General features: G+C 60.0%; 23 protein-coding genes. 6 read left to right on the forward strand and 17 right to left on the reverse strand.

All coding sequences use genetic code 11. The features are described from left to right. Positions 1 to 27 precede the first annotated feature (27 nt). Positions 28 to 780 (forward strand): DUF2059 domain-containing protein, encoded by a 753-nt coding sequence (locus ACCC96_RS11770; protein WP_413695887.1) that lies wholly within the window; start codon positions 28 to 30, stop codon positions 778 to 780. A gap of 31 nt (positions 781 to 811) precedes the next feature. Here ACCC96_RS11770 and ACCC96_RS11775 read toward each other — a convergent pair whose 3' ends face one another. Next, positions 812 to 1,759, reverse strand: coding sequence for an alpha/beta hydrolase (locus ACCC96_RS11775; RefSeq protein WP_413695888.1), 948 nt, complete (start codon positions 1,757 to 1,759; stop codon positions 812 to 814). Positions 1,760 to 1,856: 97 nt separating this feature from the next. Here ACCC96_RS11775 and ACCC96_RS11780 point away from each other — a divergent pair, with 97 nt between their 5' ends. Both ACCC96_RS11780 and ACCC96_RS11785 read left to right on the forward strand, forming a co-directional pair. Continuing rightward, positions 1,857 to 2,435, forward strand: a complete 579-nt coding sequence (locus ACCC96_RS11780; protein ID WP_413695889.1) for a DUF6436 domain-containing protein — start codon at positions 1,857 to 1,859, stop codon at positions 2,433 to 2,435. A 104-nt stretch (positions 2,436 to 2,539) separates the two neighbouring features. Further along, on the forward strand, positions 2,540 to 4,951 hold the full coding sequence (locus ACCC96_RS11785; RefSeq protein WP_413695890.1) for a penicillin acylase family protein: 2,412 nt from the start codon (positions 2,540 to 2,542) through the stop codon (positions 4,949 to 4,951). 140 nt (positions 4,952 to 5,091) lie between these two features. On the opposite strand, the gene ACCC96_RS11790 is transcribed toward ACCC96_RS11785, so the two are convergent. Next, positions 5,092 to 6,057 (reverse strand): GlxA family transcriptional regulator, encoded by a 966-nt coding sequence (locus ACCC96_RS11790; RefSeq protein ID WP_413695891.1) that lies wholly within the window; start codon positions 6,055 to 6,057, stop codon positions 5,092 to 5,094. 230 nt (positions 6,058 to 6,287) lie between these two features. On the opposite strand from ACCC96_RS11790, the gene ACCC96_RS11795 reads away from it, so the two are divergent. Continuing rightward, complete coding sequence (locus ACCC96_RS11795) at positions 6,288 to 6,929, forward strand: HD domain-containing protein (RefSeq protein ID WP_413695892.1); 642 nt, start codon at positions 6,288 to 6,290, stop codon at positions 6,927 to 6,929. A 139-nt stretch (positions 6,930 to 7,068) separates the two neighbouring features. Here the strand turns inward: ACCC96_RS11795 and ACCC96_RS11800 are convergent, their stop codons facing one another. The 8 genes from ACCC96_RS11800 to ACCC96_RS11835 all read right to left on the reverse strand — a co-directional run bounded on the left by ACCC96_RS11800 (position 7,069) and on the right by ACCC96_RS11835 (position 16,300). After that, complete coding sequence (locus tag ACCC96_RS11800) at positions 7,069 to 7,959, reverse strand: ABC transporter permease subunit (protein WP_018928638.1); 891 nt, start codon at positions 7,957 to 7,959, stop codon at positions 7,069 to 7,071. Continuing rightward, on the reverse strand, positions 7,956 to 8,876 hold the full coding sequence (locus tag ACCC96_RS11805) for an ABC transporter permease subunit (RefSeq protein WP_018928637.1): 921 nt from the start codon (positions 8,874 to 8,876) through the stop codon (positions 7,956 to 7,958). Before ACCC96_RS11805 ends, ACCC96_RS11800 begins: the two co-directional genes overlap by 4 nt. Next, positions 8,873 to 10,015, reverse strand: coding sequence for an ABC transporter ATP-binding protein (locus ACCC96_RS11810; RefSeq protein ID WP_018928636.1), 1,143 nt, complete (start codon positions 10,013 to 10,015; stop codon positions 8,873 to 8,875). The genes ACCC96_RS11805 and ACCC96_RS11810 overlap by 4 nt, the downstream gene beginning before the upstream one ends. 61 nt (positions 10,016 to 10,076) lie before the next feature. Then, complete coding sequence (locus tag ACCC96_RS11815; RefSeq protein ID WP_413695893.1) at positions 10,077 to 11,174, reverse strand: polyamine ABC transporter substrate-binding protein; 1,098 nt, start codon at positions 11,172 to 11,174, stop codon at positions 10,077 to 10,079. A gap of 238 nt (positions 11,175 to 11,412) precedes the next feature. Next, positions 11,413 to 12,507 carry a polyamine ABC transporter substrate-binding protein gene (locus ACCC96_RS11820; protein WP_018928634.1) on the reverse strand — a complete coding sequence of 365 codons (1,095 nt, stop codon included), beginning with the start codon at positions 12,505 to 12,507 and terminating at the stop codon, positions 11,413 to 11,415. 182 nt (positions 12,508 to 12,689) lie between these two features. Continuing rightward, positions 12,690 to 14,054: an aspartate aminotransferase family protein gene (locus ACCC96_RS11825; RefSeq protein WP_018928633.1), complete on the reverse strand. Its 1,365-nt coding sequence runs from the start codon at positions 14,052 to 14,054 to the stop codon at positions 12,690 to 12,692. A 72-nt stretch (positions 14,055 to 14,126) separates the two neighbouring features. Next, a complete protein-coding gene (locus tag ACCC96_RS11830) occupies positions 14,127 to 15,485 on the reverse strand; it encodes a glutamine synthetase family protein (protein ID WP_018928632.1) in 1,359 nt (452 codons plus the stop codon). 38 nt (positions 15,486 to 15,523) lie between these two features. Beyond that, positions 15,524 to 16,300 (reverse strand): gamma-glutamyl-gamma-aminobutyrate hydrolase family protein, encoded by a 777-nt coding sequence (locus ACCC96_RS11835; RefSeq protein ID WP_413695894.1) that lies wholly within the window; start codon positions 16,298 to 16,300, stop codon positions 15,524 to 15,526. Positions 16,301 to 16,578: 278 nt separating this feature from the next. Between ACCC96_RS11835 and ACCC96_RS11840 the strand changes: the two genes are divergently transcribed. Then, positions 16,579 to 17,955 (forward strand): glutamine synthetase family protein, encoded by a 1,377-nt coding sequence (locus ACCC96_RS11840; protein WP_018928630.1) that lies wholly within the window; start codon positions 16,579 to 16,581, stop codon positions 17,953 to 17,955. Between the two features lie 262 nt (positions 17,956 to 18,217). Next, positions 18,218 to 18,853 carry a TetR/AcrR family transcriptional regulator gene (locus ACCC96_RS11845; protein ID WP_018928629.1) on the forward strand — a complete coding sequence of 212 codons (636 nt, stop codon included), beginning with the start codon at positions 18,218 to 18,220 and terminating at the stop codon, positions 18,851 to 18,853. Positions 18,854 to 18,948: 95 nt separating this feature from the next. Here the strand turns inward: ACCC96_RS11845 and ACCC96_RS11850 are convergent, their stop codons facing one another. The 7 genes from ACCC96_RS11850 to ACCC96_RS11880 all read right to left on the reverse strand — a co-directional run bounded on the left by ACCC96_RS11850 (position 18,949) and on the right by ACCC96_RS11880 (position 24,504). Continuing rightward, positions 18,949 to 19,164 (reverse strand): TOBE domain-containing protein, encoded by a 216-nt coding sequence (locus ACCC96_RS11850; RefSeq protein ID WP_003229256.1) that lies wholly within the window; start codon positions 19,162 to 19,164, stop codon positions 18,949 to 18,951. A 33-nt stretch (positions 19,165 to 19,197) separates the two neighbouring features. Then, positions 19,198 to 20,004: an aliphatic sulfonates ABC transporter ATP-binding protein gene (gene ssuB, locus ACCC96_RS11855; RefSeq protein WP_019650171.1), complete on the reverse strand. Its 807-nt coding sequence runs from the start codon at positions 20,002 to 20,004 to the stop codon at positions 19,198 to 19,200. Further along, a complete protein-coding gene (gene ssuC / locus ACCC96_RS11860) occupies positions 20,001 to 20,783 on the reverse strand; it encodes an aliphatic sulfonate ABC transporter permease SsuC (protein WP_018928627.1) in 783 nt (260 codons plus the stop codon). Before ssuC ends, ssuB begins: the two co-directional genes overlap by 4 nt. Positions 20,784 to 20,792: 9 nt before the next feature. Then, positions 20,793 to 21,941: an FMNH2-dependent alkanesulfonate monooxygenase gene (ssuD, locus tag ACCC96_RS11865; RefSeq protein ID WP_018928626.1), complete on the reverse strand. Its 1,149-nt coding sequence runs from the start codon at positions 21,939 to 21,941 to the stop codon at positions 20,793 to 20,795. Positions 21,942 to 21,966: 25 nt separating this feature from the next. Further along, positions 21,967 to 22,932: a sulfonate ABC transporter substrate-binding protein gene (locus ACCC96_RS11870; RefSeq protein WP_019650169.1), complete on the reverse strand. Its 966-nt coding sequence runs from the start codon at positions 22,930 to 22,932 to the stop codon at positions 21,967 to 21,969. Positions 22,933 to 23,033: 101 nt separating this feature from the next. Next, the gene (gene ssuE, locus ACCC96_RS11875; RefSeq protein WP_018928624.1) at positions 23,034 to 23,627 is read right to left on the reverse strand and encodes an NADPH-dependent FMN reductase; all 594 of its coding nucleotides are present in this window, start codon (positions 23,625 to 23,627) and stop codon (positions 23,034 to 23,036) included. A 238-nt stretch (positions 23,628 to 23,865) separates the two neighbouring features. Beyond that, entirely contained in the window at positions 23,866 to 24,504 is a 639-nt protein-coding gene (locus ACCC96_RS11880) for a peroxiredoxin (RefSeq protein WP_018928623.1), read from the reverse strand. Between the last annotated feature and the right edge of the window lie 380 nt (positions 24,505 to 24,884).

The raw sequence follows: 24,884 nt of genomic DNA on the forward strand, positions 1-24,884 counted from the left end.
AATAGTCGCCTGCTGACAGGAGTCCCTATGCGTCGCTTGCTTTTCTCACTGTTGATGTTCTGCGTTTTGCCCGCCTGGGCGGACGGCCACGACCAGTTGTACAAGGTCGCCGGTTGGCCAGAACAACGCGCGCATTTCAACGATGCCCTCTCGGCCGCTCAGCAGCGTTATCAGAACAGCTTGCCGCCGGCGGTGTTCCAGGCCCTGGTCAACAACAGCAATCAGCGGTTCGCCCCCAAGGCCGTGGACCAGCGCGCCGAAGCGCAACTGCGCAAAAAACTCGCCGATCCGAAACCTGCGCTGACTTTCTTTCAATCTCCCTTAGGCAAGAAAATCGTCGCCGCCGAACTGATGGCGACCCGTCGCGATCAATTGGCGAAAAACGCCAAGGGTTTGCCGAAAATGCAGGCCAGCGATACCCGTCAGTTGATCATCGGCCACCTGGCCCAGGCCCTGCCCGCCCGCGAGGCCGGCGCTGAAGTCAGCCTGGCGATCGCAGGCGTGGCGGCCGACAGCCTGAGTTCGATGATCCCCGGCCTGCTCGGCGGCGGCCAGGCTCAGGGCATGTTGAACGGTCAGCGCCAGCGCCTGATGGAGCAGATCGGCGCCGACCTGAACAACACGCTGCTGTATGTCTATCGCGACCTGTCGGATGACGAACTGGAAGAGTTTTCGACCTTTGCCGAGTCCTCTGAAGGCAAGGCTTATTACCAAGCGGCATTGGCGGCGATTCGGGCGGGGTTGGCGGTGGGGCAAAGCACGTCGAGCCTGCAGCCTTGAAATAAGTATCGCGCCGAAAAAGATCGCAGCCTTATCGATTCTGACGACTCATCCGCTTGGTCAAAAACCCGAAATACTCCTGCCGCAACCCCGGCGACTCATTCGCCAGATGATGCCGCGCCTCAGGCAGCATCAACACCTGGGGCCGATCGAACTTGCCTCGTAACACTTCAAGGTTGTGCTCCCAATCCACGGTCATGTCCGCCTGCCCCTGCACGATCAGCGGCCGCCGCGGGCTGCTCGGTGCCGCTTCGATACGCTTGATCCACCGTCCCAGCGCACCGACCCAGGCCGTCGGCAGGCGTAGCGGCTGCAGCGGATCGGCTTGCAGGAACGCGAGGAAGTCAGGGTCGTTGGAATTCTCGCTGAAGCGCCGGGCGATGCCTTTGACAAACGGCTTGAGCAGGTAATAACTGAGCCGCGACCAACCCCAGGCTCGCGGCCGCACCAAGGGCGACAGCAGAATCACTTGCCCCTGGGCCGGGCTGCTCGCACCTTGATTGAGTACATGGTCGATCACAATCGCCCCGCCGGTGCTTTGTCCGCACAAGTGCCAGGGCTGCGGAAGGCCCAACGACTGCGCCTCGGCCAGCAGGCCTTGCAGGGCGTTCTGGTACTCGGCGAAGTCCTTGATACTCGCCCGTTCGCCACTGGACAAGCCATGCCCCGGCAGGTCACAGGCGATTACCGCAAACCCCTGGTCCAGCGCCCACTCGATCACATGCCGGTAGAGCCCGGTGTGATCGTAGAAGCCGTGAAATAGAAACAGCGTCGCCTTCGCCCGCTCGGGCCACCAGAGCTGGCTGACCACTTCATAGCCATCGATCTCGAAACGCCCCAAGCCACGGCGCAGGGGCCGCTGTGGAAAATCCAGCCCGTAAAAACGCTGATAGGCCATGGCCTCCGTCGACAGCGGCTGCCACTCGGCCAATGGCCGCAGGCTGGCACGCAAATGATCGGGGTCGAAAGTGGCAGACATGGGCTATTCCAGAGCGCGAAACAGACTTTATGGGCCTGTGATATTCATCTGTCGCGGCAAGCATGGCAAGCTAGCCGACCTTCGAGGATTGAAACCCATGCGCCCGGCCTATCGCACCACACTGCTTGCCAGCCTGCTCGCCCTTGTGTGTGCCAGTGTAATGTGGGCCGCTTACGACTGGTTTCAGGGACGCTACCTGCGAGCCTTCAGTTCGCACACCGCCGTGTTCTCCGGCGACCCGTTGCGCCTGCCCGACGAACTCGCCGGCCCCGGGGCCATTCGCCTGGTGCACTTCTGGGACCCGGCCTGCCCGTGCAATGTCGGCAACCAACAACACCTGAGCGAACTGGTTGAGCAATATGTACCGCAGGGCGTCGAGTTCTATACGGTACAAAAGCCCGGCAGCCACGGTCAGTTGCCCGGCACCTTGAGCCGCCTGAAAACCCTCACGGTCCTGCCTGGCTCCGAACAGATCCCTGCCAGCCCGGCGGTAGCGATCTGGGACCGCAACGGCCAGTTGGCGTATTTCGGTCCGTACAGCGAAGGCCTGACCTGCAATTCGAGCAACAGTTTTATCGAGCCCATTCTGCAAGCACTGAACGCAGGCAGGGCGGTGAACGCCACCCACACGCTGGCGGTGGGTTGCTACTGCCCGTGGCCCGCAGAGGCGAAGTAAGGCATTCCTGACTTTTCCAGGACCGCGATGCCCGGCACAGGAGGTCTGTGCTACACGTTTGCAGCCCGCACGGGTGGCAACCCCCGAAAGAACAAGGAGTCACCATGAAACGCGTCCTGACCGTACTTGCCTTGCTGATCGTCGTACTCGTCGCCGGGGGCGGCTGGTATGTGTACAGCAAACAACCGACGCGCCAGGGCCAGGTGGCGTTGCAACACCTGCAAGGTTCGGTGACCGTGCGCTACGACGAGCGCGGCGTGCCGCATATCCGCGCCGAAAACGAAACCGACCTCTACCGCGCCCTCGGCTACGTGCACGCCCAGGACCGGCTGTTCCAGATGGAAGCGATGCGGCGCCTGGCCCGTGGTGAGCTGGCCGAAGTCCTCGGCCCGAAACTGCTCGACACCGACAAACTGTTTCGCAGCCTGCGCATCCGCGAACGTGCTGACAGTTACGTAGCCGCGCTGGATCGTCAGTCGCCGGCGTGGAAGGCCCTGCAAGCCTATCTCGACGGTATCAATCAATATCAGGACAGCCACGCCGCGCCAGTAGAGTTCGATGTACTGGGGATCCCCAAGCGCCCTTTCACCGCCGAAGACAGCATCAGCATCGCCGGCTACATGGCCTACAGCTTTGCCGCAGCGTTTCGCACCGAACCCCTGCTGACTTACGTGCGCGACCAACTGGGCAGCGAGTACCTGAACATCTTCGATCTCGACTGGCAGCCCAAGGGCGTGCTGGTCAAAGGTCACGCCAACCCTGCGCCGACACTCGCCGCCAGTGACTGGAAGGATCTGAACGCCCTCGCCCGCCTGAGTGAACAGGCGCTGGCCGACCACGGCCTGCCGCAATTCGAAGGCAGCAACGCCTGGGTGATTTCCGGCAACCGCAGCAAAAGCGGCAAGCCGCTGCTTGCCGGTGACCCGCACATACGCTTCTCGGTGCCGTCAGTGTGGTACGAGGCGCACCTGTCGGCGCCAGGCTTCGAGCTGTATGGCTACCATCAGGCGCTGGTGCCGTTTGCATTTCTCGGCCACAACCTGGACTTCGGCTGGAGCCTGACGATGTTCCAGAACGACGATCTGGACCTGATCGCCGAGAAGGTCAACCCGGACAACCCGAACCAGGTCTGGTATCGCGGCAAGTGGGTGGACATGGTCACCACCGAACAACAGATCGCAGTGAAAGGTCAGTCACCGGTCACATTGACGCTGCGCCAGTCGCCCCATGGCCCGATCGTCAACGATGCGCTCGGCACTGCCGCCGGCAAGACGCCGGTTGCCATGTGGTGGGCGTTCCTCGAAACCCCGAATCCGATCCTTGACGGCTTCTACCAGCTCAACCGGGCTGACACCCTGGCCAAGGCCCGCGCCGCAGCAGCCAAGGTTCAGGCTCCAGGGTTGAACATCGTCTACGCCAACGCCAAGGGCGACATCGGCTGGTGGGCCTCGGCGCTGCTGCCCAAGCGTCCGGCCGGGGTGAAGCCCGGTTTCATCCTCGATGGCAGCACCCCTCAGGCGGACAAGGACGGTTTTTACCCGTTCAGTGCCAACCCGCAGGAAGAGAACCCGGCGCGGGGCTACATCGTCTCGGCCAACTTCCAACCCGTGTCGCCGACCGGCATGGAGATTCCCGGCTACTACAACCTGGCCGATCGCGGGCAGCAGCTCAATCGCCAGCTCAGCGACAAGAACGTGAAGTGGGACAACGCGGCCAACCAGAAGCTGCAACTGGGCACCACCACGGCCTACGGCCCACGCTTGCTGGCGCCTTTGCTGCCGGTACTGCGTGAAGTGGTGAGCGATCCGGCCGAACTCAAACTGGTGGAGCAACTGGCGCAGTGGTGCGGCGATTACCCACTCGACTCCATCAGCGCCACCCTGTTCAACCAGTTCCTGTTCAACCTCGCCGACGCGGCGCTGCGCGATGAACTGGGCAATGACTTCTTCGAAACGCTGCTCCCGACCCGGGTGATCGATGCCGCGCTACCGCGTCTGGCGGCCTCCGCCGATTCGCCGTGGTGGGACAACCGCAACACTCCCGGCAAGGAAACCCGCGCCGATACGGTCAAGGTGGCCTGGCAAGCGAGCATGGCCCACCTCAAAACCACCCTTGGCGCCGATTTCGCGCAATGGCAGTGGGGCAAGGCGCACACCCTGACCCATGGCCATCCGCTGGGGATGCAAAAGCCCCTGGACCAGATTTTCAACGTTGGCCCGTTCGCGGCACCCGGCACCCACGAAGTGCCGAACAACCTTTCGGCCAAGATCGGCCCGGCGCCGTGGCCCGTGACCTACGGCCCGTCGACCCGGCGACTGATCGACTTCGCCGACCCGGCCCACAGCCTGACCATCAACCCGGTGGGTCAGAGCGGCGTGCCGTTCGACAGCCACTATGCCGACCAGGCCGAGTCGTACATCGAAGGGGTTTATTACCAGGCGAATTTCAATGAGGAAGAAGTGACGGCCAACACTCGCAGCACGTTGAGGCTGTTGCCGGCGCGGGCTGCACAATAGGTCGGAATATTTGTTGGCCGGGCTGACCTCTTCGCGAGCAAGCCCGCTCCCACAGTTGATCGAGTTGCCCAAACAGCCACGGTCCAATGTGGGAGCGGGCTTGCTCGCGAAGAGGCCCTCACAGGCAACACAAATTGCCGCTAAACCATCACCGAAAAATTCAACCTGAACTGCTGCGGCGTCACCCCCAGCCTGCGGTTGAACACGCTGCGCATGTGCTGGGCATCGCGAAAGCCGCACTGGTACGCCACGGTTTTCAGCGGCGCACTGGTGCTTTCGAGCATCACTCGCGCCGCGTCCACCCTCGCCTGTTCGACGAATTCCGCCGGGGTGATTTTGGCCTCCCTGGCAAACACTCTGGAAAAGTTGCGTGTGCTCATGTTGGCGGCGTTGGCCAGGTCAGCAATGGTCAGGTCGCCATTGAGGTTGGCCAACACGTAGAACTGGACCAGCGCCACCGCCGAAGTCGGTTCGACGTGGGGGGTGAGGAACGGGCTGAACTGCGATTGCCCACCCGAACGCTGAGTGAACACCACCAACCGCTTGGCCACGCTGAGTGCCACGTCCGCTCCATGATCCCGAGCCAGCAGATACAGCGACAGATCAATCCCCGCGGTGACCCCGGCCGAGGTGTAAAGCTCGCCGTCCTGCACGTACAAGCGATCAGCCTCGACCCGAGTCGACGGACACAACTGCGCCAGCGCCGCGGCGTCGCTCCAATGGGTGGTGACTGTTCGCCCATCAAGCAACCCGGCCCGGGCGAGCATGAAGGCACCGTTGCAAATCGAGCCGAAACGTTGCGCACGCGCACACGCATCGCGCAACCAGGCATCGAACACCGCGCCAAAATTCAGGAACGGCAACTGCGGGCCGCCCGCCACCAATAGCAGGTCATACGCTTCCAGCGCTTCACTGAAATGCCGATGGGCATTGAGCGACAACCCGTTGGAGCACGCCATCACACCGCGCTCGACACCGATCACCTCCAGCCGATAGTGATCTTCCTGTGCCAGGAAACGATTGGCCTCGGAAAACACATCCATGGGACCAGTGACGTCCAGCGACTGGACGCCTGGGAATACGACAATGGCGACGGTTTTGTGCATGGCATGAAACGCCTTTTATGGCACTGGGCTGGATGTCAGCTGCTACAGGACTGCATTCTTTCGGGGAACCTGCGCCAACCCTAGCCAATTCGTGCCCGACAAGCGAGGCTTGGCACGATATGTAGGCTGATTGGCCGGGATCGCGGCCATGGATCGATTGTCCGGTGTCTGGTGCGCAGACAGACTAAACCCATCAGCGCCGCCACGGCGTTCGCCATGAGGACAGCACCATGAGCAGCAGCATCGCCGGCATCAAGATCCCCGACAGCGCGTTAGCCAAGACCACCACTGAATATATTCGCGACACAGAGTCCGACCTGCTGTATCACCACTCACGCCGGGTATTTCTGTTCGGTGCCCTGAGTGGTGAGCGCAAGCAGTTGGCCTACGACCCGGAGCTGCTGTACGTCGGTGCGATGTTTCATGATTTGGGCCTGGTGGAAGGACATCGCAGCGATGACGAACGTTTCGAAGTCGACAGTGCCAACGCTGCCAGAGCCTTCCTCAAACCCTATGGTTTGTCTGACGACGATGTCGAACAAGTGTGGTTGTCGATTGCCCTGCACACCACACCGGGTGTACCGCAACACCTGCGCCCGACCGTGGCGCTGGTGACCGCTGGGGTTGAGATGGATGTGTTGGGCATCGACTATGCGGCGTTTTCGACGGCGCAGCGTGAAGCGGTGGTGCATGCGCATCCACGGGGGGAAGGATTCAAGGAGTGCATCATCTGCGCCTTTGCCGATGGCTTGCGTCATCGCCCTCAGACCACGTTCGGCAACGTGAAGACCGATGTCCTGGCGGATCAGCAACCAGGGTTCAAACCAATGAATTTCGTCGAGGTCATCCGCCAATCACCTTGGGTTGCCTAAAACAACTGTGGGAGCGGGCTTGCTCGCGAAGCGGTATCACAATCAACAAGGATGTTGAATGTCAATCCGTCTTCGCGAGCAAGCCCGCCCCCACATTAAATCCCGGTTGGCCATGACTCCGTAGCCAACCGGGCAAAGCCTACGCCGCTTCCGGTGCCTGCGCCCGACGTACGTCCGGTTGTTTCCAGGAGTCGGCAGCGGCTTCCTCGATGGCTTGCTGGATCGCACGCTTGCGGCTTTCTTCGGCGCGACGGCTGAAGAACCAGACCAGGAAGGTCACCAGCGACACCGCCAGCAGAATCAGGCTGGCCACAGCATTGATCTCAGGCTTCACGCCCAGGCGCACCGCCGAGAACACTTCCATCGGCAGGGTCGTGGAGCCTGGCCCGGACACGAAGCTCGCCAACACCAAATCATCCAGCGACAAGGCAAACGACATCATGCCGCCGGCCGCCAGTGACGGCGCGATCATCGGGATGGTGATCAGGAAGAACACCTTCCATGGCCGCGCACCGAGGTCCATGGCGGCTTCTTCGATCGACAAATCCAATTCTCGCAAGCGCGCCGACACCACCACCGCCACATACGCTGCACAGAATGTGGTGTGAGCGATCCAGATGGTGACGATGCCGCGCTCCTGCGGCCAGCCGATCATCTGTGCCATGGCCACGAACAGCAGCAACAGCGACAGACCGGTGATCACTTCCGGCATCACCAGCGGTGCGGTGACCAGGCCGCCAAACAGTGTGCGGCCCTTGAAGCGGGTGATGCGGGTCAGCACGAACGCCGCCAGCGTCCCCAATGCCACCGCCGCTATCGCCGTGTAGCAAGCGATTTCCAGCGAGCGCACCACCGAGCCCATCAGTTGCGTGTTGTCGAGCAGGCCGACGTACCACTTGACCGACCAGCCGCCCCACACCGTCACCAGTTTCGAGGCGTTGAACGAGTAGATCACCAGGATCAGCATCGGCGCGTAGATGAACAGCAGACCCAGCACCAGCATCAGGTTCGAGAAACGGAAGCGCTTCATTCTTTACCCTCCATTTCCTTGGCCTGACTACGGTTGAACAGGATGATCGGCACAATCAGGATTGCCAGCATCACCACCGCCAGGGCAGACGCCACCGGCCAGTCGCGGTTGTTGAAGAACTCTTGCCAGAGCACTTTACCGATCATCAGGGTTTCCGGACCGCCGAGCAGTTCCGGGATCACGAACTCCCCCACCACCGGGATGAACACCAGCATGCAGCCTGCGATAATGCCGTTTTTCGACAGCGGCACGGTGATCTTCCAGAAGCTGTTGAAGTTGCTCGAACCGAGGTCCGATGCGGCTTCCAGCAGGCTGTGATCGTGTTTCACCAGGTTGGCGTAGAGCGGCAGGATCATGAACGGCAGATAGGAGTAAACCACCCCGATGTAAACCGCCAGGTTGGTATTGAGGATCTGCAGCGGTTCGTCGATCCAGCCCATGCTCATCAGAAAACCATTGAGCAGCCCGTTGTTGCTGAGGATGCCCATCCACGCGTACACGCGGATCAGGATCGCGGTCCAGGTCGGCATCATGATCAGCAGCACCAGCACCGTTTGCAGCTCTTTGCGGGCGGTGGCAATGCCATAGGCCATCGGGTAGCCGATCAGCAGGCAGAGGATGGTGCTGAACAGCGCCATCTTCAGCGAGCCTAGGTAAGCGGCGATGTACAACTCGTCATCGCCCAGCATCGCGTAGTTGGCCAGGTTGAGCAGCACCTGCAGTTTCTGGTCAACGAAGGTGTAGATCTCGGTGTACGGCGGAATGGCCACGTCGGCTTCAGCGAAGCTGATCTTCAGGACGATGAAGAACGGCAGCATGAAGAACATGAACAGCCAGATGAACGGAACCCCGATGACCAGCTGACGGCCACCGGGAAGTATTCGATTGAGCCGGCGTTTGAGTTTGCGCATGTTCATGAGCGAAGTACCACGCCGCTGTCGTCTTCCCACCACACGTAAACCTGGTCACCCCAGGTCGGGCGCTGGCCACGGCGCTCGGCGTTGGCGACGAAGGACTGCACCAGCTTGCCGCTCGGCAGTTCGACGTAGAACACCGAATGGCCGCCGAGGTAGGCGATGTCGTGCACCTTGCCGCTGGACCAGTTGTGTTCGCAGGTCGGCATTTCGGCCGTCACCAGCAGTTTTTCCGGACGGATCGCATAGGTAACGGACTTGTCCTGCACCGAGGTGCTGATGCCGTGACCCACGTAAATGTTGCGGTCCAGATCCTTGCAGGTGATCAGTGCATGGCCCTCGGCGTCGTCCACCACTTCACCTTCGAAGATGTTGACGTTGCCGATGAATTCGCAGACCAGGCGGCTGGTCGGGGTTTCGTAGATGTCGATCGGGCTGCCGATCTGGGCGATCCAGCCCAGGTGCATGATCGCGATGCGCTCGGCCATGGTCATGGCCTCTTCCTGGTCGTGGGTCACCATGACGCAGGTTACGCCGACGCGCTCGATGATCTCGACCAGTTCCAGCTGCATTTGCGAACGCAGCTTCTTGTCCAGCGCGCCCATCGGTTCGTCGAGCAACAACAGCTTCGGCCGCTTGGCCAACGAACGCGCCAGGGCCACGCGCTGACGCTGACCACCGGACAACTGATGCGGTTTGCGCTTGGCGTACTCGCTCATCTGCACCAGCTTGAGCATCTCGGCCACGCGGGCATCGACCTCGGCCGTCGGGATCTTGTCCTGCTTGAGGCCGAAAGCGATGTTCTGCGCCACGGTCATGTGCGGGAACAAGGCGTAGGACTGGAACATCATGTTGATCGGCCGCTCGTACGGCGGCATGTCAGTGATGTCTACGCCATCGAGGAAAATGCGCCCCTCCGTGGGCCGTTCGAAACCTGCGAGCATGCGCAGCAAGGTGGATTTGCCCGAACCCGAGCCGCCGAGCAAGGCGAAGATTTCGCCTTTCTTGATTTCCAGGGACACGTCGTCCACGGCAATCGTCTCGTCGAACTTTTTGGTGACCCGGTCGATTTTGACCAACACCTGTTTAGGTGATTGGTCGCCCTCGAGGGCTTTCTTATAGGCGCCGGAGGCAACTGCCATTTACGAAACTCCCAACAGAATTTGCAGTTCGCTCAATGTGGCGAACCTGGATAGTTTGACGCTATTTGCCCGACTTGACCTTGGTCCAGCTGCGCGTCATCAAACGTTGAATGTTCGGCGGTAACTCGATGGACACGTACATCTTGTCGAGGACCGCTTGCGGCGGATAAACCGACGCGTCAGTGCGTATGGATTGTTCCATCAGTTTGTCCGACCCGGGGTTTGGGTTGGCGTAGCCCACGGCATCGCTGACCTTGGCGATCACCTCAGGCTTGAGCAAATAGTTGATGAAGGCGTGGGCTTCCTTGACGTTGGCCGCATCCTTGGGGATCGCCAGCATGTCGAACCAGAGCGCGCCGCCCTCTTTTGGAATCGAGTAGGCGATGTTCATGCCTTTGCCGGCTTCAGCCGCGCGGGCTTTGGCCTGGAACATGTCGCCGGAAAAACCGATCGCGATGCAGATATCGCCGTTGGCCAGGTCCGCGATGTATTTTGATGAGTGGAAGTACGTCACATAAGGCCGCACCGCCAGCAACTTGGCCTCGGCCTTCTTGTAGTCTTCGGGGTTGGTGCTGTTGGCGTTCAGGCCCATGTAGTTAAGGACCGTGGGCATCATTTCATCGGCGGAATCGAGGAACGCGACGCCGCAGCTGTGCAGCTTCTTGAGGTTCTGCGGCTCGAACACCACATCCCAGGAATCGATCTTGTCGAGGCCCAGCACAGCCTTGATCTTGTCGACGTTGTAACCGATGCCGTTGGTGCCCCACAGATACGGCACGGCATATTGGTTACCCGGATCGTTCTGCTCCAGGCGCTTGAGCAATACCGGGTCGAGGTTGGAATAGTTGCCTAGCTTAGACTTGTCGAGCTTCTGGAAAGCGCCGGCCTTGATCTGCTTGCCAAGGAAATGGTTGGACGGCACGACCACGTCGTAACCGGTACGCCCGGCCAGCAATTTGCCTTCCAGGGTTTCGTTGGAATCGAATACGTCGTAAATCGGCTTGATACCGGCGTCTTTCTGAAAGTCGGCCAGGGTGGTCTCACCGATGTAGTCCGACCAGTTATAAATATGCACCGTGCCGGTGGCCTGGGCACTGACGGCAAGCGTCAGCCCGGCGCCGACCAGCAGGGCATTGCGCAAAAAAGAAAAAACAGGCAAGTGGAGGTCCTCTAAAATTAGTTGGGCCCAAGTTGCCCCGCGTTACATGACAGCCATGGCTGCCTGACAACAAAACCGGCGCGCAACTTACCCTCGAAAAACCGTTCCAGCAAACTTTATGAAGATCCTGTAGCAGCTGCCGCAGGCTGCGTTCAACTGCGAAGCAGTTGTGCTGTCGAAAAGCGGAGGTCCTTCGGACCTCAACGCAGCCTTCGGCAGCTGCTACAAGGTTTATTACTTATTTACCGGATTTGATCTTGGTCCAGCTGCGGGTCAGTTCACGCTGGGTTGCGGCTGGCAAATCAGCGATCGCATACAGCTTGGCTTGTACTTCAGGAGTCGGATAGATGCCCGGATCCGAAGTGATGTCCTTGCTCACATACTGGGTGGCTTCAGCATTACCGTTAGGGAAACGCACGGCGTTAGTGATGTCAGCCATTACTTTCGGTTGCAGCAGGTAGTTCATGAACTTGTAGGCCCCCTCGACGTTTTCCGCATCCTTGGGGATTGCGACCATGTCGTAGAAGCTGCCAGCGCCTTCTTTTGGAATGGCGTAGCTGACTTTCACCTTGTCACCGGCTTCGGCAGCACGGGACTTGGCTTGCTGGACGTCACCCGAATAGCCGACGGCTACGCAGATGTTGCCGTTGGCCAGGTCCGAGATGTACTTGGACGAGTGGAAGTAGGTGATCGAAGGACGAATCTTGAGGAACAGTTCCTCGGCTTTCTTGATGTCTTCTTTCTTCTGGCTGTCGGTTGGCAGACCCAGGTAATGCAGGGCGACCGGCAGCATTTCGGTAGGCGAATCCAGGAAGCTCACACCGCAGCCCTTGAGCTTGGCAATGTTTTCAGGCTTGAGCAGGGTGTCCCAGGAATCGATCGTGTCGACGCCCAGTGCTGCCTTGACCTTCTCGGGGTTGTAACCGATCCCGATCGAGCCCCACATGTAAGGGAAGGCGTGTTTGTTGTCCGGGTCACTGACGGAAACCGCTTTAAGCAGTGATTTGTTCAGGTTGCCGTAGTTGGACAGCTTGGACTTGTCCAGCTCCCGGTAAACACCGGCCTTGATTTGCTTGGCGAGGAAGTTGTTCGACGGTACGACAACGTCGTAACCGGACTTGCCTGCCAGCAACTTGGCTTCCAGGGTTTCGTTGCTGTCGAATACGTCGTACACCACCTTGATCCCGGACTCTTTTTCGAAGTTCGCGATGGTGTCCGGTGCGATGTAATCGGACCAGTTGTACACGTGCAGCACTTTATCGTCGGCCTGAACGGCGCCCGCCATCACGCCCATCAGGGACATGGCGAGGAGGGTCTTGCCAGTTATCTTCATACCTAATGCCTTCATGGGTAATGCTCCAGTTTTTCTTTTTAACCACGTGCTCAGCAGCCTGTTACAGGGCATCCGAACAACCGTTAGTCTGGCAAGATCCAAGGCAGGCTTTCAAGGAAAGACCCATCCTTTGTTTGCACTGAGCGAAGTGCAGACATTGCACCTCGCTCAGAGCCTAGCACTTAGCCCTGCAACGCACTCAGGGTCAGGTCCAGGCACTTGCGCGCCTTGGTCACCAACTCGTCGATTTCAGCCGGTGTAATCACCAGTGGCGGAGCAATGATCATGGTGTCGCCGACCGCACGCATGATCAGGCCGTTGTCGAAGCAGAACTGCCGGCAGATCATGCCGACGCCCTTGCCTTCGTAACGCTTGCGAGTGGCCTTGTCCTGAACCAGCTCGATAGCCCCCAACAGACCGACCCCACGCACTTCCCCCACCAACGGGTGATCGTTCAGTTCCCGTAGACGCTTCTGCAAATAAGGTGCCGTCTCTGCTCGCACATGCTCGACAATTTTCTCATCGCGCAGGATGCGGATGTTTTCCAGCGCCACCGCCGCGGCCACCGGGTGCCCGGAATAGGTGAAACCGTGGTTGAAATCACCACCTTCGTTGAGCACCTCGACCACATCGTCGTGCACGATCAGGCCACCCATCGGGATGTAGCCGGACGTCAGGCCTTTGGCGATGGTCATCATGTGAGGCTTGAGGTCGTAGAAATCGGTACCGAACCACTCACCGGTACGACCGAAACCGCAGATCACCTCGTCGGCCACGAACAGGATGTCGTACTTGGCGAGGATTTCCTTGATGCGCGGCCAGTAGCTGTCTGGCGGAATGATCACGCCGCCGGCACCCTGGATCGGCTCGGCAATAAAGGCACCGACGTTGTCGACGCCGATTTCCAGAATCTTCTCTTCCAGCTGATTGGCCGCCCAGATACCGAACTCTTGTGGCGTCATGTCACCGCCTTCACCGAACCAATACGGTTGGGCGATGTGGACGATGCCCGGGATCGGCAAATCGCCCTGTTCGTGCATGTACGTCATGCCACCCAGGCTCGCGCCGGCCACGGTGGAGCCGTGATAGCCGTTCTTGCGGCTGATGATGACTTTCTTCTTCGGCTGGCCCTTGATCGCCCAGTAGTGGCGAACCATCCGCAGCATGGTGTCGTTGCCTTCGGAACCGGAACCGGTGAAGAACACATGATTCATGCCTTCAGGCGCGATTTCAGCGATGACCTTGGCCAGCTCCAGCACCGGCGGGTGAGCGGTCTGGAAGAACAGGTTGTAATAAGGCAGTTCGCGCATTTGCTTGGCGGCGGCATCGGCCAGTTCATCGCGACCATAGCCGATCGCGACGCACCACAGACCGGCCATGCCGTCGAGGATCTTGTTGCCTTCGCTGTCCCAGAGGTAAACACCCTTGGCATTGGTGATGATCCGCGGGCCTTTCTCCTTCAACTGCTTGAAGTCGCTGAACGGGGCCAGGTGGTGATCATTGCTCAGGGTTTGCCATGCACGGGTTTGCGGGTTGTTGCTGGTCATGCGAATTCTCCTTGGATTGCAGTGACGGCGCGACGTCAGAGGGCAATCACGCCCCTTGTCGCGCCCGGCGCATCAGACGGCGAAGAGCAGGAACTCCCGCTCCCACGAACTGATCACGCGCTTGAAGTTTTCATGCTCGGCCCGCTTGACCGCGACGTAGCCTGTGATGAATTTCTTGCCCAGATACTTTTCGATGGTCTTGCTGTTTTCCATGCGATCCAGCGCGTCTTCGATGGTTAACGGCAGGCGCAGATTGCGCCGCTCGTAACCACGCCCCACCACCGGGGCACTCGGGTTATGCCCTTCGAGCATGCCGATCAGGCCGCACAACAGGCTGGCGGCGATGGCCAGGTAAGGGTTGGCGTCGGCACCCGGCAGACGGTTTTCCACCCGACGGTTCTGCGGCCCGGCATCCGGAACCCGCAGGCCCACAGTGCGGTTCTCTTCGCCCCACTCCACGTTCACCGGTGCCGAGGTATCCGGCAGGAAGCGGCGGAACGAATTGACGTTGGGCGCGAACAGAGGCAGCAACTCAGGGATGAATTTCTGCAAACCGCCGATGTGATGGAGGAACAGTTGGCTCATGGTCCCGTCTTCATTGGAGAAGACGTTTTTGCCGGTCTCGATGTCGATGATGCTCTGGTGCAAATGCATGGCACTGCCCGGCTCGCCGGTCATGGGCTTGGCCATGAAGGTCGCCGCCACGTTGTGCTTGAGGGCGGCCTCACGCATGGTGCGCTTGAACACCAGAATCTGGTCGGCCAGGGACAGGGCATCGCCGTGACGGAAGTTGATTTCCATCTGCGCAGTGCCGTCCTCGTGGATCAACGTGTCGAGATCCAGCTCCTGCAATTCGCACCAGTCGTAGACGTCTTCGAACAACGGGTCGAATTCGTTCGCCGCTTCAATGGAGAACGACTGGCGACCGGTTTCCGGACGACCGGAACGGCCAATCGGCGGTTGCAACGGGTAGTCCGGGTCATCGCTGCGCTTGGTGAGGTAGAACTCCATCTCCGGCGCCACGATCGGCTGCCAGCCGTGGTCGGCGTAGAGTTTCAGTACCTTCTTGAGCACGTTGCGCGGCGACAGCTCGATCGGGTTGCCCTGCTTGTCGTAGGTGTCGTGGATCACGATGGCAGTGGGCTCGATGGCCCAGGGCACCAGGAACACGGCGTTCTGGTCGGGGCGGCAGACCATGTCGATGTCGGCCGGGTCGAGCAGTTCGTAATAGATGTCGTCTTCGACATAGTCGCCGGTCACGGTCTGTAACAGAACGCTTTCGGGCAGGCGCATGCCTTTTTCGGCGATGAACTTATTGGTCGGCGAGATCTTGCCCCGGGTGATGCCGGTCAGGTCGCCAATCATGCATTCGACTTCTGTGATCTTGTGGTCTTTCAACCAATCGGTGAGCTGGTCGAGGTTGTTACTCATAAATGCCTCTTAGGCTTGAGTTTCCTGACTTGTATAAGTCAGGCGTTGTTTGACGCATCGGCGTCGCGTTGTAGTGCGCGCTTGCGGCAGGCATCGCCAAATGCCTGGAAAATCGCAAGGTAGTCAGGATTCAAGCTTACCTGCCATTCGGGATGCCATTGCACGCCTAAAGCAAAAGCCTTGCCTTCGATCACAGAGACCGCTTCGATCAGCCCATCGGGCGCCACAGCTTCCACACGAAGTCCCGGCGCCAGCCGCTCGACGCCCTGACCATGAATCGAGTTGACTTGAATCTCGCTCGCCAGGCCCAGCCCCGCAAGTACACCACCCGGTTGGACGTGCACCGGGTGACTGGGGGCGTACTGCCCTTCGAGCGACAAGCTGTCGTCTTCACGGTGATCCATGAAGGGACCGGCCTCGTGGACCTTCTGATGCAGGCTGCCACCGAACGCCACATTCATTTCCTGGAAGCCGCGGCAGATACCGAGCACGGGAACGCCAGCCTCGACAGCGGCGCGGATCAGCGGGAGAGTGGTGGCATCGCGTGCAGAATCATGAGCAGTGCCTGGCGCGCTGGCCGGGCCGTTGTAGTGAAACGGTTCTATATTAGAAGGAGAGCCTGTAAAAAGAATGCCGTCCAGAGCGTCCAGAATATCGGACGGCGCCAGTTGATCTGCCAGGGATGGAAGAATCAACGGCAGGCCTTTGGCAGCTGATGCCACGGCGCGTACGTATTTGTCGCCACTGATGTGATAAGCATGCAGACCGATCTGCTTTGAGCAGGCGGTGACGCCGATTAACGGCAGGCGAGACATGAAGCACCCCGGTATTATTGCTGTTATGGGTTTAAATCGAGCTTAGCCTTGTTCATTTTTTTACACAACACCCCCGTAAAAAATACAACACGGCCCGCTCAAGCCCGCGGGCGCCAAGACGTCAGAAGACAAAAATACGCCCCAAAGTGCCTCAAAAAAGCCTTGCGAGCGCTTTTTTAGGGCAAAAAAGGCCTCGCTTGACTTCGGCATGCCGTTCGGGTTGACTGGAATCTGAAAAGATCAATGATTGATATTTTTAACAACAAAGGTGTTGCATCATGTCGGTACCCCCGCGTGCCGTTCAGCTTAACGAAGCGAACGCGTTCCTTAAGGAACATCCTGAGGTTCTGTACGTTGACCTTCTGATTGCGGATATGAATGGTGTGGTGCGCGGCAAGCGCATCGAACGCACCAGCCTCCACAAGGTTTACGAGAAAGGCATCAACCTGCCGGCCTCTCTATTTGCTCTGGATATCAATGGCTCGACGGTGGAAAGCACCGGCCTGGGCCTGGACATCGGCGATGCTGACCGAATCTGCTATCCAATCCCCGACACCCTGTGCAATGAGCCCTGGCAGAAGCGCCCGACTGCGCAACTGTTAATGACCATGCACGAACTCGAAGGTGAACCTTTCTTCGCCGACCCGCGCGAAGTCCTGCGTCAAGTGGTGACCAAGTTCGATGAGATGGGGCTGACCATCTGCGCCGCGTTCGAACTGGAGTTCTACCTGATCGACCAGGAAAACGTGAACGGTCGCCCGCAACCGCCACGCTCGCCGATCTCCGGCAAACGCCCGCATTCGACCCAGGTCTACCTGATCGACGACCTCGACGAATACGTCGACTGCCTCCAGGACATTCTGGAAGGTGCGAAAGAGCAAGGCATCCCTGCCGATGCGATCGTCAAGGAAAGTGCCCCGGCGCAGTTCGAAGTGAACCTGCACCACGTGGCCGACCCGATCAAGGCCTGCGACTACGCGGTCCTGCTCAAGCGTCTGATCAAAAACATCGCCTACGACCATGAGATGGACACCACCTTCATGGCCAAGCCGTATCCAGGCCAGGCGGGTAATGGTCTGCACGTCCACATCTCGATTCTTGATAAAGATGGCAAAAACATTTTTGCCAGCGAGGATCCCGAGCAGAACGCCGCACTGCGTCACGCGATCGGCGGTGTGCTCGAGACCCTGCCTGCGCAGATGGCTTTCCTCTGCCCGAACGTCAACTCCTACCGTCGTTTCGGCGCGCAGTTCTACGTGCCGAACTCGCCGTGCTGGGGCCTGGACAACCGCACCGTGGCGATTCGCGTACCGACCGGCTCCTCCGATGCCGTGCGCATCGAACACCGTGTGGCGGGCGCCGATGCCAACCCGTACCTGCTGATGGCCTCGGTCCTGGCCGGTGTGCACCACGGTCTGGTCAACAAGATCGAGCCGGGCGCGCCCGTGGAAGGCAACAGCTACGAGCAGAACGAGCAAAGCCTGCCGAACAACCTGCGCGATGCACTGCGCGAGCTGGACGACAGCGAAGTCATGGCCAAGTACATCGATCCGAAATACATCGATATCTTCGTCGCCTGCAAAGAGAGCGAGCTGGAGGAGTTCGAACACTCCATCTCCGACCTCGAGTACAACTGGTACCTGCATACCGTGTAAGCGGTTGCCGTAAAAACAACGCCGCCGGCCTTACAGCCTGCGGCGTTTTTTTATGGCCAACCACTAAACATTGTGGCGAGGGGGCTTGCCCCCGTTGGGCTGCGTAGCAGCCCAAAAACAGGCAATCTCGTTGTATCAGGGAAACCGCGTTAGCTGGATTGGGGACTGCTGCGCACTCCAACGGGGGCAAGCCCCCTCACCACGGGGTATGGATCATCTCTGCGCTCTGCGTACAATGCCCGCTGCCCTGCAGGAGACTTCAATGACCCGACTCGCCACCCCACGCAAACCCCGCGCACGCAGCCAGGCCCGGATCGATTCGATACTCGATGCCGCCCGCACGCTGCTGGCCGCCGAGGGCGTGGCCAGCCTGTCGATCTACAGTGTCGCCGAACGCGCAGAGATCCCGCCCTCCTCCGTCTACCACTTTTTCGCCAGCGTCCCGGCCCTGCTCGAAGCCCTGACCGCCGACGTCCACGCCGCGTTCCGTGCTTGCCTGCAAGCGCCCATCGACCACCACGCCCTCAACGGCTGGCGCGATTTGTCGCGACTGGTGGAACAACGCATGCTCGACATCTACGACGAAGACGCCGCTGCCCGCCAGTTGATCCTCGCCCAGCACGGCCTGACCGAAGTCACCCAGGCCGACCGTCAGCACGACATCGAACTCGGCGACCTGATGCACAAACTGTTCGACCATCACTTCGAGCTGCCAAGGCTGCCAACAGACGTCGATGTGTTTGCCCTGGCCATGGAGCTTGGGGATCGAGTGTATGCACGCTCGGTGCAGCAACATGGGCAGATCACGCCGCGCATGGCTGAAGAAGGGATGCGGGTGTTTGATGCCTACCTCGGGCTGTATTTGCCGCCGTACCTGCCCAAGCGCGTAGCGCTTTAAAAGATCGCGGCCTTCGAATACACCATCACTACAACTGCACGCATAAAAAACCCCGAAGGGCTCACACCCTCCGGGGTTGTTGTTGGCGCACGCACTTACAACTTGGCGATCGACACCTCGGTGGATTTCACAAACGCGATCACTTCGCTGCCGACCACCAGTTCCAGCTCTTTCACCGAGCGAGTGGTAATCACCGAAGTGACGATGCCGGAGGCAGTCTGCACGTCGATTTCCGAGAGGACGTCGCCGAGCACGATTTCCTTGATCGAGCCTTTGAACTGGTTACGAACGTTGATGGCTTTGATAGTCATGATGTTGATTCCTGTCGTTGATGAATCTTTAAGTTATTGAGCCCAGCGCAATTGCGTGGGCAAGGGTGAAACAGGTTCCGGTTCCGGCGGTTGGCCGGGTACCGACAGCACGCGGTTAAGCACTTCGGTTTCCAGCGCCGCCAGCCGATGGGAGCCGCGAACCCGAGGGCGCGGCAATTCCACTGCCAGGTCGAGGCCGACTTCGCCCTCTTCAATCAGAATCACCCGATCGGCAATCGCCACCGCCTCACTGACGTCGTGGGTCACCAGCAACACGGTGAAACCGTGCGTCTGCCAGAGCCGTTCAATCAGTTGCTGCATTTCAATACGGGTCAGGGCATCCAGTGCGCCCAGCGGTTCGTCGAGCAACAGCAGGCGCGGTTGATGGATCAGCGCGCGGGCCAAGGCCACTCGTTGCTTCTGACCACCGGACAGCGCCGCCGGCCATTCGTGGGCGCGGTCCGCCAGGCCGACCGACTCCAACGCGTCCAGCGCTTGCGGCCGCCAGTTGCCCTTGAGCCCGAGACCGACGTTGTCGATGACCTTTTTCCACGGCAGCAGCCGCGCTTCCTGGAACATCAGCCGGGTGTCTTCCCGGGCGGCACTCAGCGGCGCGGAGCCAGCAAACAACTCGCCAGCCGTGGGCTTGTCGAGACCGGCGAGCAAGCGCAACAAGGTGCTTTTGCCGCAACCGCTGCGCCCGACCACCGCCACAAACTGCCCGGCAGGAATATGCAGGTCGATTTCACGCAGCACTTGCCGCGAACCGAAGGTCTTTTGCAGCTTGCGCACTGCCAGCGGAATTCCGCGCAGCAGGCGTGGAGGTTGTTGAGCCGTCATGCGGCACCTCCCTTGGCAACCTGATAGGCCGGATGCCAGCGCAACCACACGCGTTCAAGTCCACGGGCCGCGAGATCAGCGAGTTTGCCGAGCACGGCATACAACAGAATCGCCAGCACCACCACGTCGGTCTGCAAGAACTCCCGGGCATTCATTGCCAGGTAGCCGATGCCGGCGTTGGCGGAGATGGTTTCGGCGACGATCAGGGTCAGCCACATGAAGCCCAGGGCAAAACGCACGCCGACCAGAATCGAAGGCAGCGCACCCGGCAGGATCACCTGACGGAACAGGCTGAAACCGGACAGGCCATAACTGCGGGACATTTCCACCAGCGCCGGATCGACGTTGCGAATGCCGTGGTAAGTGTTGAGGTAGATCGGGAACAACGTGCCCAACGCCACCAGGAAAATCTTCGCCGACTCATCGATGCCGAACCACAGGATCACCAGCGGAATCAGCGCCAGGTGCGGTACGTTGCGGATCATCTGCACCGAACTGTCGAGCAGGCGCTCGCCCCACTTCGACAGGCCGGTGATAAAGCCCAGCGCCAGGCCAATGCCGCCGCCAATGGCGAACCCGAGTGCCGCGCGCCAGCCGCTGATAGCCAGGTGAGTCCAGATTTCACCGCTGCGGAACAGGCTCACACCGGCTTCGATCACCGCGATGGGCGCCGGCAGAATCCGCGTCGACAACCAGCCCGCCGACACCGACAACTGCCATACCGCCAGCAACAGAATCGGCAACACCCAGGGTGCGAGGCTGTGGATAGTTTTCTTCATGGCCACGCCTCAGCTCTGGGACGCGGCTTTGGGAAGAATGTCGTTGGCCACCATCTCGCCGAACGGGCTGACGTAACCGGCGCTTTTCGGCAGTTCCGGGCGCTCGATGTCCAGATGCGGGAACAGCAACTCGGCCACCCGATAGGATTCTTCCAGGTGTGGATAACCGGAGAAGATGAACGTATCGATGCCCAGATCGGCGTACTCCTTCACCCGAGCGGCCACGGTCGGACCATCGCCGACCAGCGCCGTACCGGCCCCGCCGCGCACCAGACCGACACCGGCCCAGAGGTTGGGACTGACTTCCAGGTTGTCGCGACTGCCGCCATGCAAAGCGGCCATGCGTTGCTGGCCGACCGAATCGAAACGCGCCAGAGATGCCTGGGCGCGGGCAATGGTGTCATCGTCCAGATGAGAGATCAGTCGATCCGCCGCTTGCCACGCCTCGGCGTTGGTTTCGCGAACGATCACATGCAGGCGAATACCGAAACGCACGGTGCGGCCGAGCTTCGCGGCTTTGGCGCGAACCTGTGCGATTTTCTCGGCAACGGCGGCCGGCGGCTCGCCCCAAGTCAGGACCATTTCGACCTGCTCTGCCGCCAGATCCTGCGCCGCTTCCGACGAGCCGCCGAAATACAGCGGCGGACGCGGTTGCTGGATCGGCGGATAGAGCAACTTGGCGCCCTTCACGCTGATGTGCTGACCGTCGTAATCAACGGTTTCGCCTTCCAGTACCCGGCGCCAGATGCGGGTGAATTCCACCGAGGCCTGATAGCGCTCTTCGTGACTGAGGAACAGACCGTCGCCGGCCAGTTCTTCCGGATCACCACCGGTGACTAGGTTGAACAGCGCACGGCCGCCGGACAGACGATCCAGGGTCGCGGCCTGACGCGCCGCCACCGTCGGGGAAATGATCCCGGGGCGCAGGGCGACGAGGAATTTCAAACGCTGGGTCACCGGGATCAGCGAGGCGGCCACCAGCCACGAATCTTCGCAGGAGCGACCGGTGGGAATCAGCACCCCGCCGAAACCCAGACGATCCGCCGCTTGCGCGACTTGTTGCAAGTAACCGTGGTCGACGGCGCGAGCGCCTTCGGCGGTACCAAGGTAATGGCCGTCGCCGTGGGTAGGCAGGAACCAGAAGATATTGAGGCTCATGGAGTGGTCTCCTTGGGGAATCGAATTACGGCGCTTTGGCGACGGCTGCCGGTGGCGTCCAGATCACGTCCTTGATACTCAAGGGCTTGGGAATCAGCTTGAGCTGGTAGAAGCTGTCGGCGATTTTCTGTTGGGCGGCGACCACCTCAGGGGTCAGGAACAGCGCGCCGTAGCCCTGGCGTTTCACCGAAGTCAGGGTGATGTCCGCCGGCAGGCCGAGCAGTGGCGAAACCTGTCGGGTTACGTCCTCGGGATTGGCCCGGGACCATTCACCGACCGCGCGTACTTCTTCCACCAGGGTTTTGATCACTTGAGGATTTTTCTGCGCGTAAGGCTTGGTCGCCAGATAGAACTGATGGTTGTCGACGATGCCTTTGCCATCGCGCAAGGTGCGCGCTTGCAGTTGCTGTTCGGCGGCAGCCTGGTACGGGTCCCAGATCACCCAGGCATCGACACTGCCGCGCTCGAATGCGGCGCGGGCATCGGCGGGCGGCAGAAACACGGTCTGGATATCGGTGTATTTGAGGCCGGCGTCTTCCAGCGCACGCACCAGCAGGTAGTGCACGTTCGAGCCTTTGTTGAGCACGACTTTCTTGCCCTTGAGTTCCTGCACCGATTTGATCGGCGAGTCCTTCGGCACCAGGATCGCTTCGCTGTGGGGCGCTGGCGGTTCATAAGCGACGTAGAGCAGATCGGCGCCCGCGGCCTGAGCGAAAACCGGAGGCGTCTCGCCGGTGACGCCGAAGTCGATGGAACCGACGTTCAGGCCTTCAAGCAGTTGCGGGCCGCCGGGGAATTCCGTCCATTGCACGTCCACGCCTTGGGCGGCGAGGCGTTTTTCCAGAGTGCCTTTGGCTTTGAGCAGCACCAGGGTGCCGTATTTCTGATAGCCGATTCGCAAAGTCTCGGCTTGGGCTTGAGTAATGACGCCGAAGGACACAGCCGCAGCAAACAGAGCGACCAGACCACGACGCAAAATGACAGTGCGCATAGCGCTCTCCTTTTTGCAGTTGGGTTTTGGCTGCACCTGCTTGCCCGTTGGCGGGCCAGTAAGGTGAGTACTTCAAATTCAGATGTGGCTTGAGGGCTGGCTTAAATGCTCCAGCGAGCACTCAACAAACGTTCGTTCAACAGGTTCGGATCGAGCGGCTTGGGCCGGCGAGCCATGGCGCTGTAGAACAGCTCCAGCGATTCGTTCAACCGTTGCGCAAGCTCGGGGGCCAACTGCGCCTGGGCACTGCCTTCGCCGTAAGCAATCTGACTGTCTACGGCGAAAATCCCGTGGAGCATTTCCTGTGCCTTCAGCGCCGACAACACCGGCTTGAGCGCGTAATCCACCGCCAGCATGTGGGCGATGCTGCCGCCGGTCGCCATTGGCAGAACCACTTTGTGGGCCAGGGCGCGCTCGGGCAGCAAATCAAGTACGGTCTTCAACGCGCCGGAGAACGACGCTTTGTAAACCGGTGTGGCGATGAGCAGGCCGTCGGCGTTATCAATCTGTTGCAACAGATCGATCACCTTCGGGCTGTCGAAGCGGGCATGCAGTAAATCTTCAGCCGGGAAGTCCCGTACCTGGTAACTCACCACTTCCACACCTTGCTCTTGCAACCAGCGTTTGGAGCGCTCCAGCAACACCCCGGAACGGGAGCGTGGGCTGGGGCTGCCACCGAGTGAGACGACCAGCATTCAGACAATTCCTTGAGCGGTGTTGGCGATTCGCAGCTTGCGATCTCGCGTCGATGGAATGACCTTAACAGGTGATTTATATATCCATAAATCATATTTATTCATTTGGTTATACCTTAAGTGAATATGCTGTTTGTCTTTTTCCGGACAAAAAAACAGGCCGTCGAAACGGCCTGAAATCCCCTGCTTTGGTAGACATGATCGTTCCCACGTTCTGCGTGGGAACGATCTTTTGACGTTAACGATTCGGCTGCGGCGTCAGGCGCAGGTACGGTTTCACCGCGCGGTAACCCTTGGGAAAACGTCGCTGGATTTCATCTTCGTCCTTGAGCGACGGCACGATCACCACCTCATCACCGTCCTGCCAATTGGCCGGGGTGGCCACCTTGTAGTTGTCGGTGAGCTGCAGCGAATCGATTACCCGCAGAATCTCATTGAAGTTACGGCCGGTACTCGCCGGGTAAGTGATGGTCAGCCGAATCTTCTTGTTCGGATCGATCACGAACAACGAGCGCACGGTCAAGGTGTCGTTGGCATTCGGGTGGATCAGGTCGTAAAGGTCGGACACTTTACGGTCCGCATCGGCGAGAATCGGGAAGTTGACGATGGCGTTCTGGGTTTCGTTGATGTCCTCGATCCACTTGTGATGCGAGTCCACCGGGTCCACGGACAGAGCAATGGCTTTGACGCCGCGCTGGGCAAATTCATCCTTGAGCCTGGCGGTGAAGCCCAGCTCGGTGGTGCACACCGGCGTAAAGTCCGCCGGATGGGAAAACAGCACGCCCCAGCTATCGCCCAGCCATTCGTGGAAACGGAGGGTGCCGGCGCTGGAATCCTGTTCGAAATCGGGGGCGATATCGCCAAGTCTGAGACTCATGGTGCTGCTCCTGGTGAGTGCTTGTTGAGCTCAACTGTGCCTGCGTTCCTATTTAATTAAAAAGAATAAATATCAATTTATTTAGATCATAAAGAAATATTAAAGATCTGTTCACTGGACCTGATCCGCCATCGGGACGAACATCGATCCCAAGGTTCGAGAAGGCCTTGAGTTGTTGCAAAAAGGGAACTTCAAGGAGGGTTTACGGGGGTGAGCCCGCCTTGAAAACGCAAAAGCCCCCCCCCCCCGGGGGGGCGCCCCCCCCCCCCCCCGCGGCCCCCCCCCCCCAAACCCCCCCCCCCCCCCCCCCCCCCCCCCCCCGGGGCGGGGGGGGGGCCCCCCCCCCCCCCCCCCGCCCCCCCCCCCCCCCCCCCCACAGT

Origin of the sequence: Pseudomonas sp. Pseusp11 (assembly GCF_047304405.1) — a bacterium.
In the GTDB taxonomy this organism is placed as follows: domain Bacteria; phylum Pseudomonadota; class Gammaproteobacteria; order Pseudomonadales; family Pseudomonadaceae; genus Aquipseudomonas.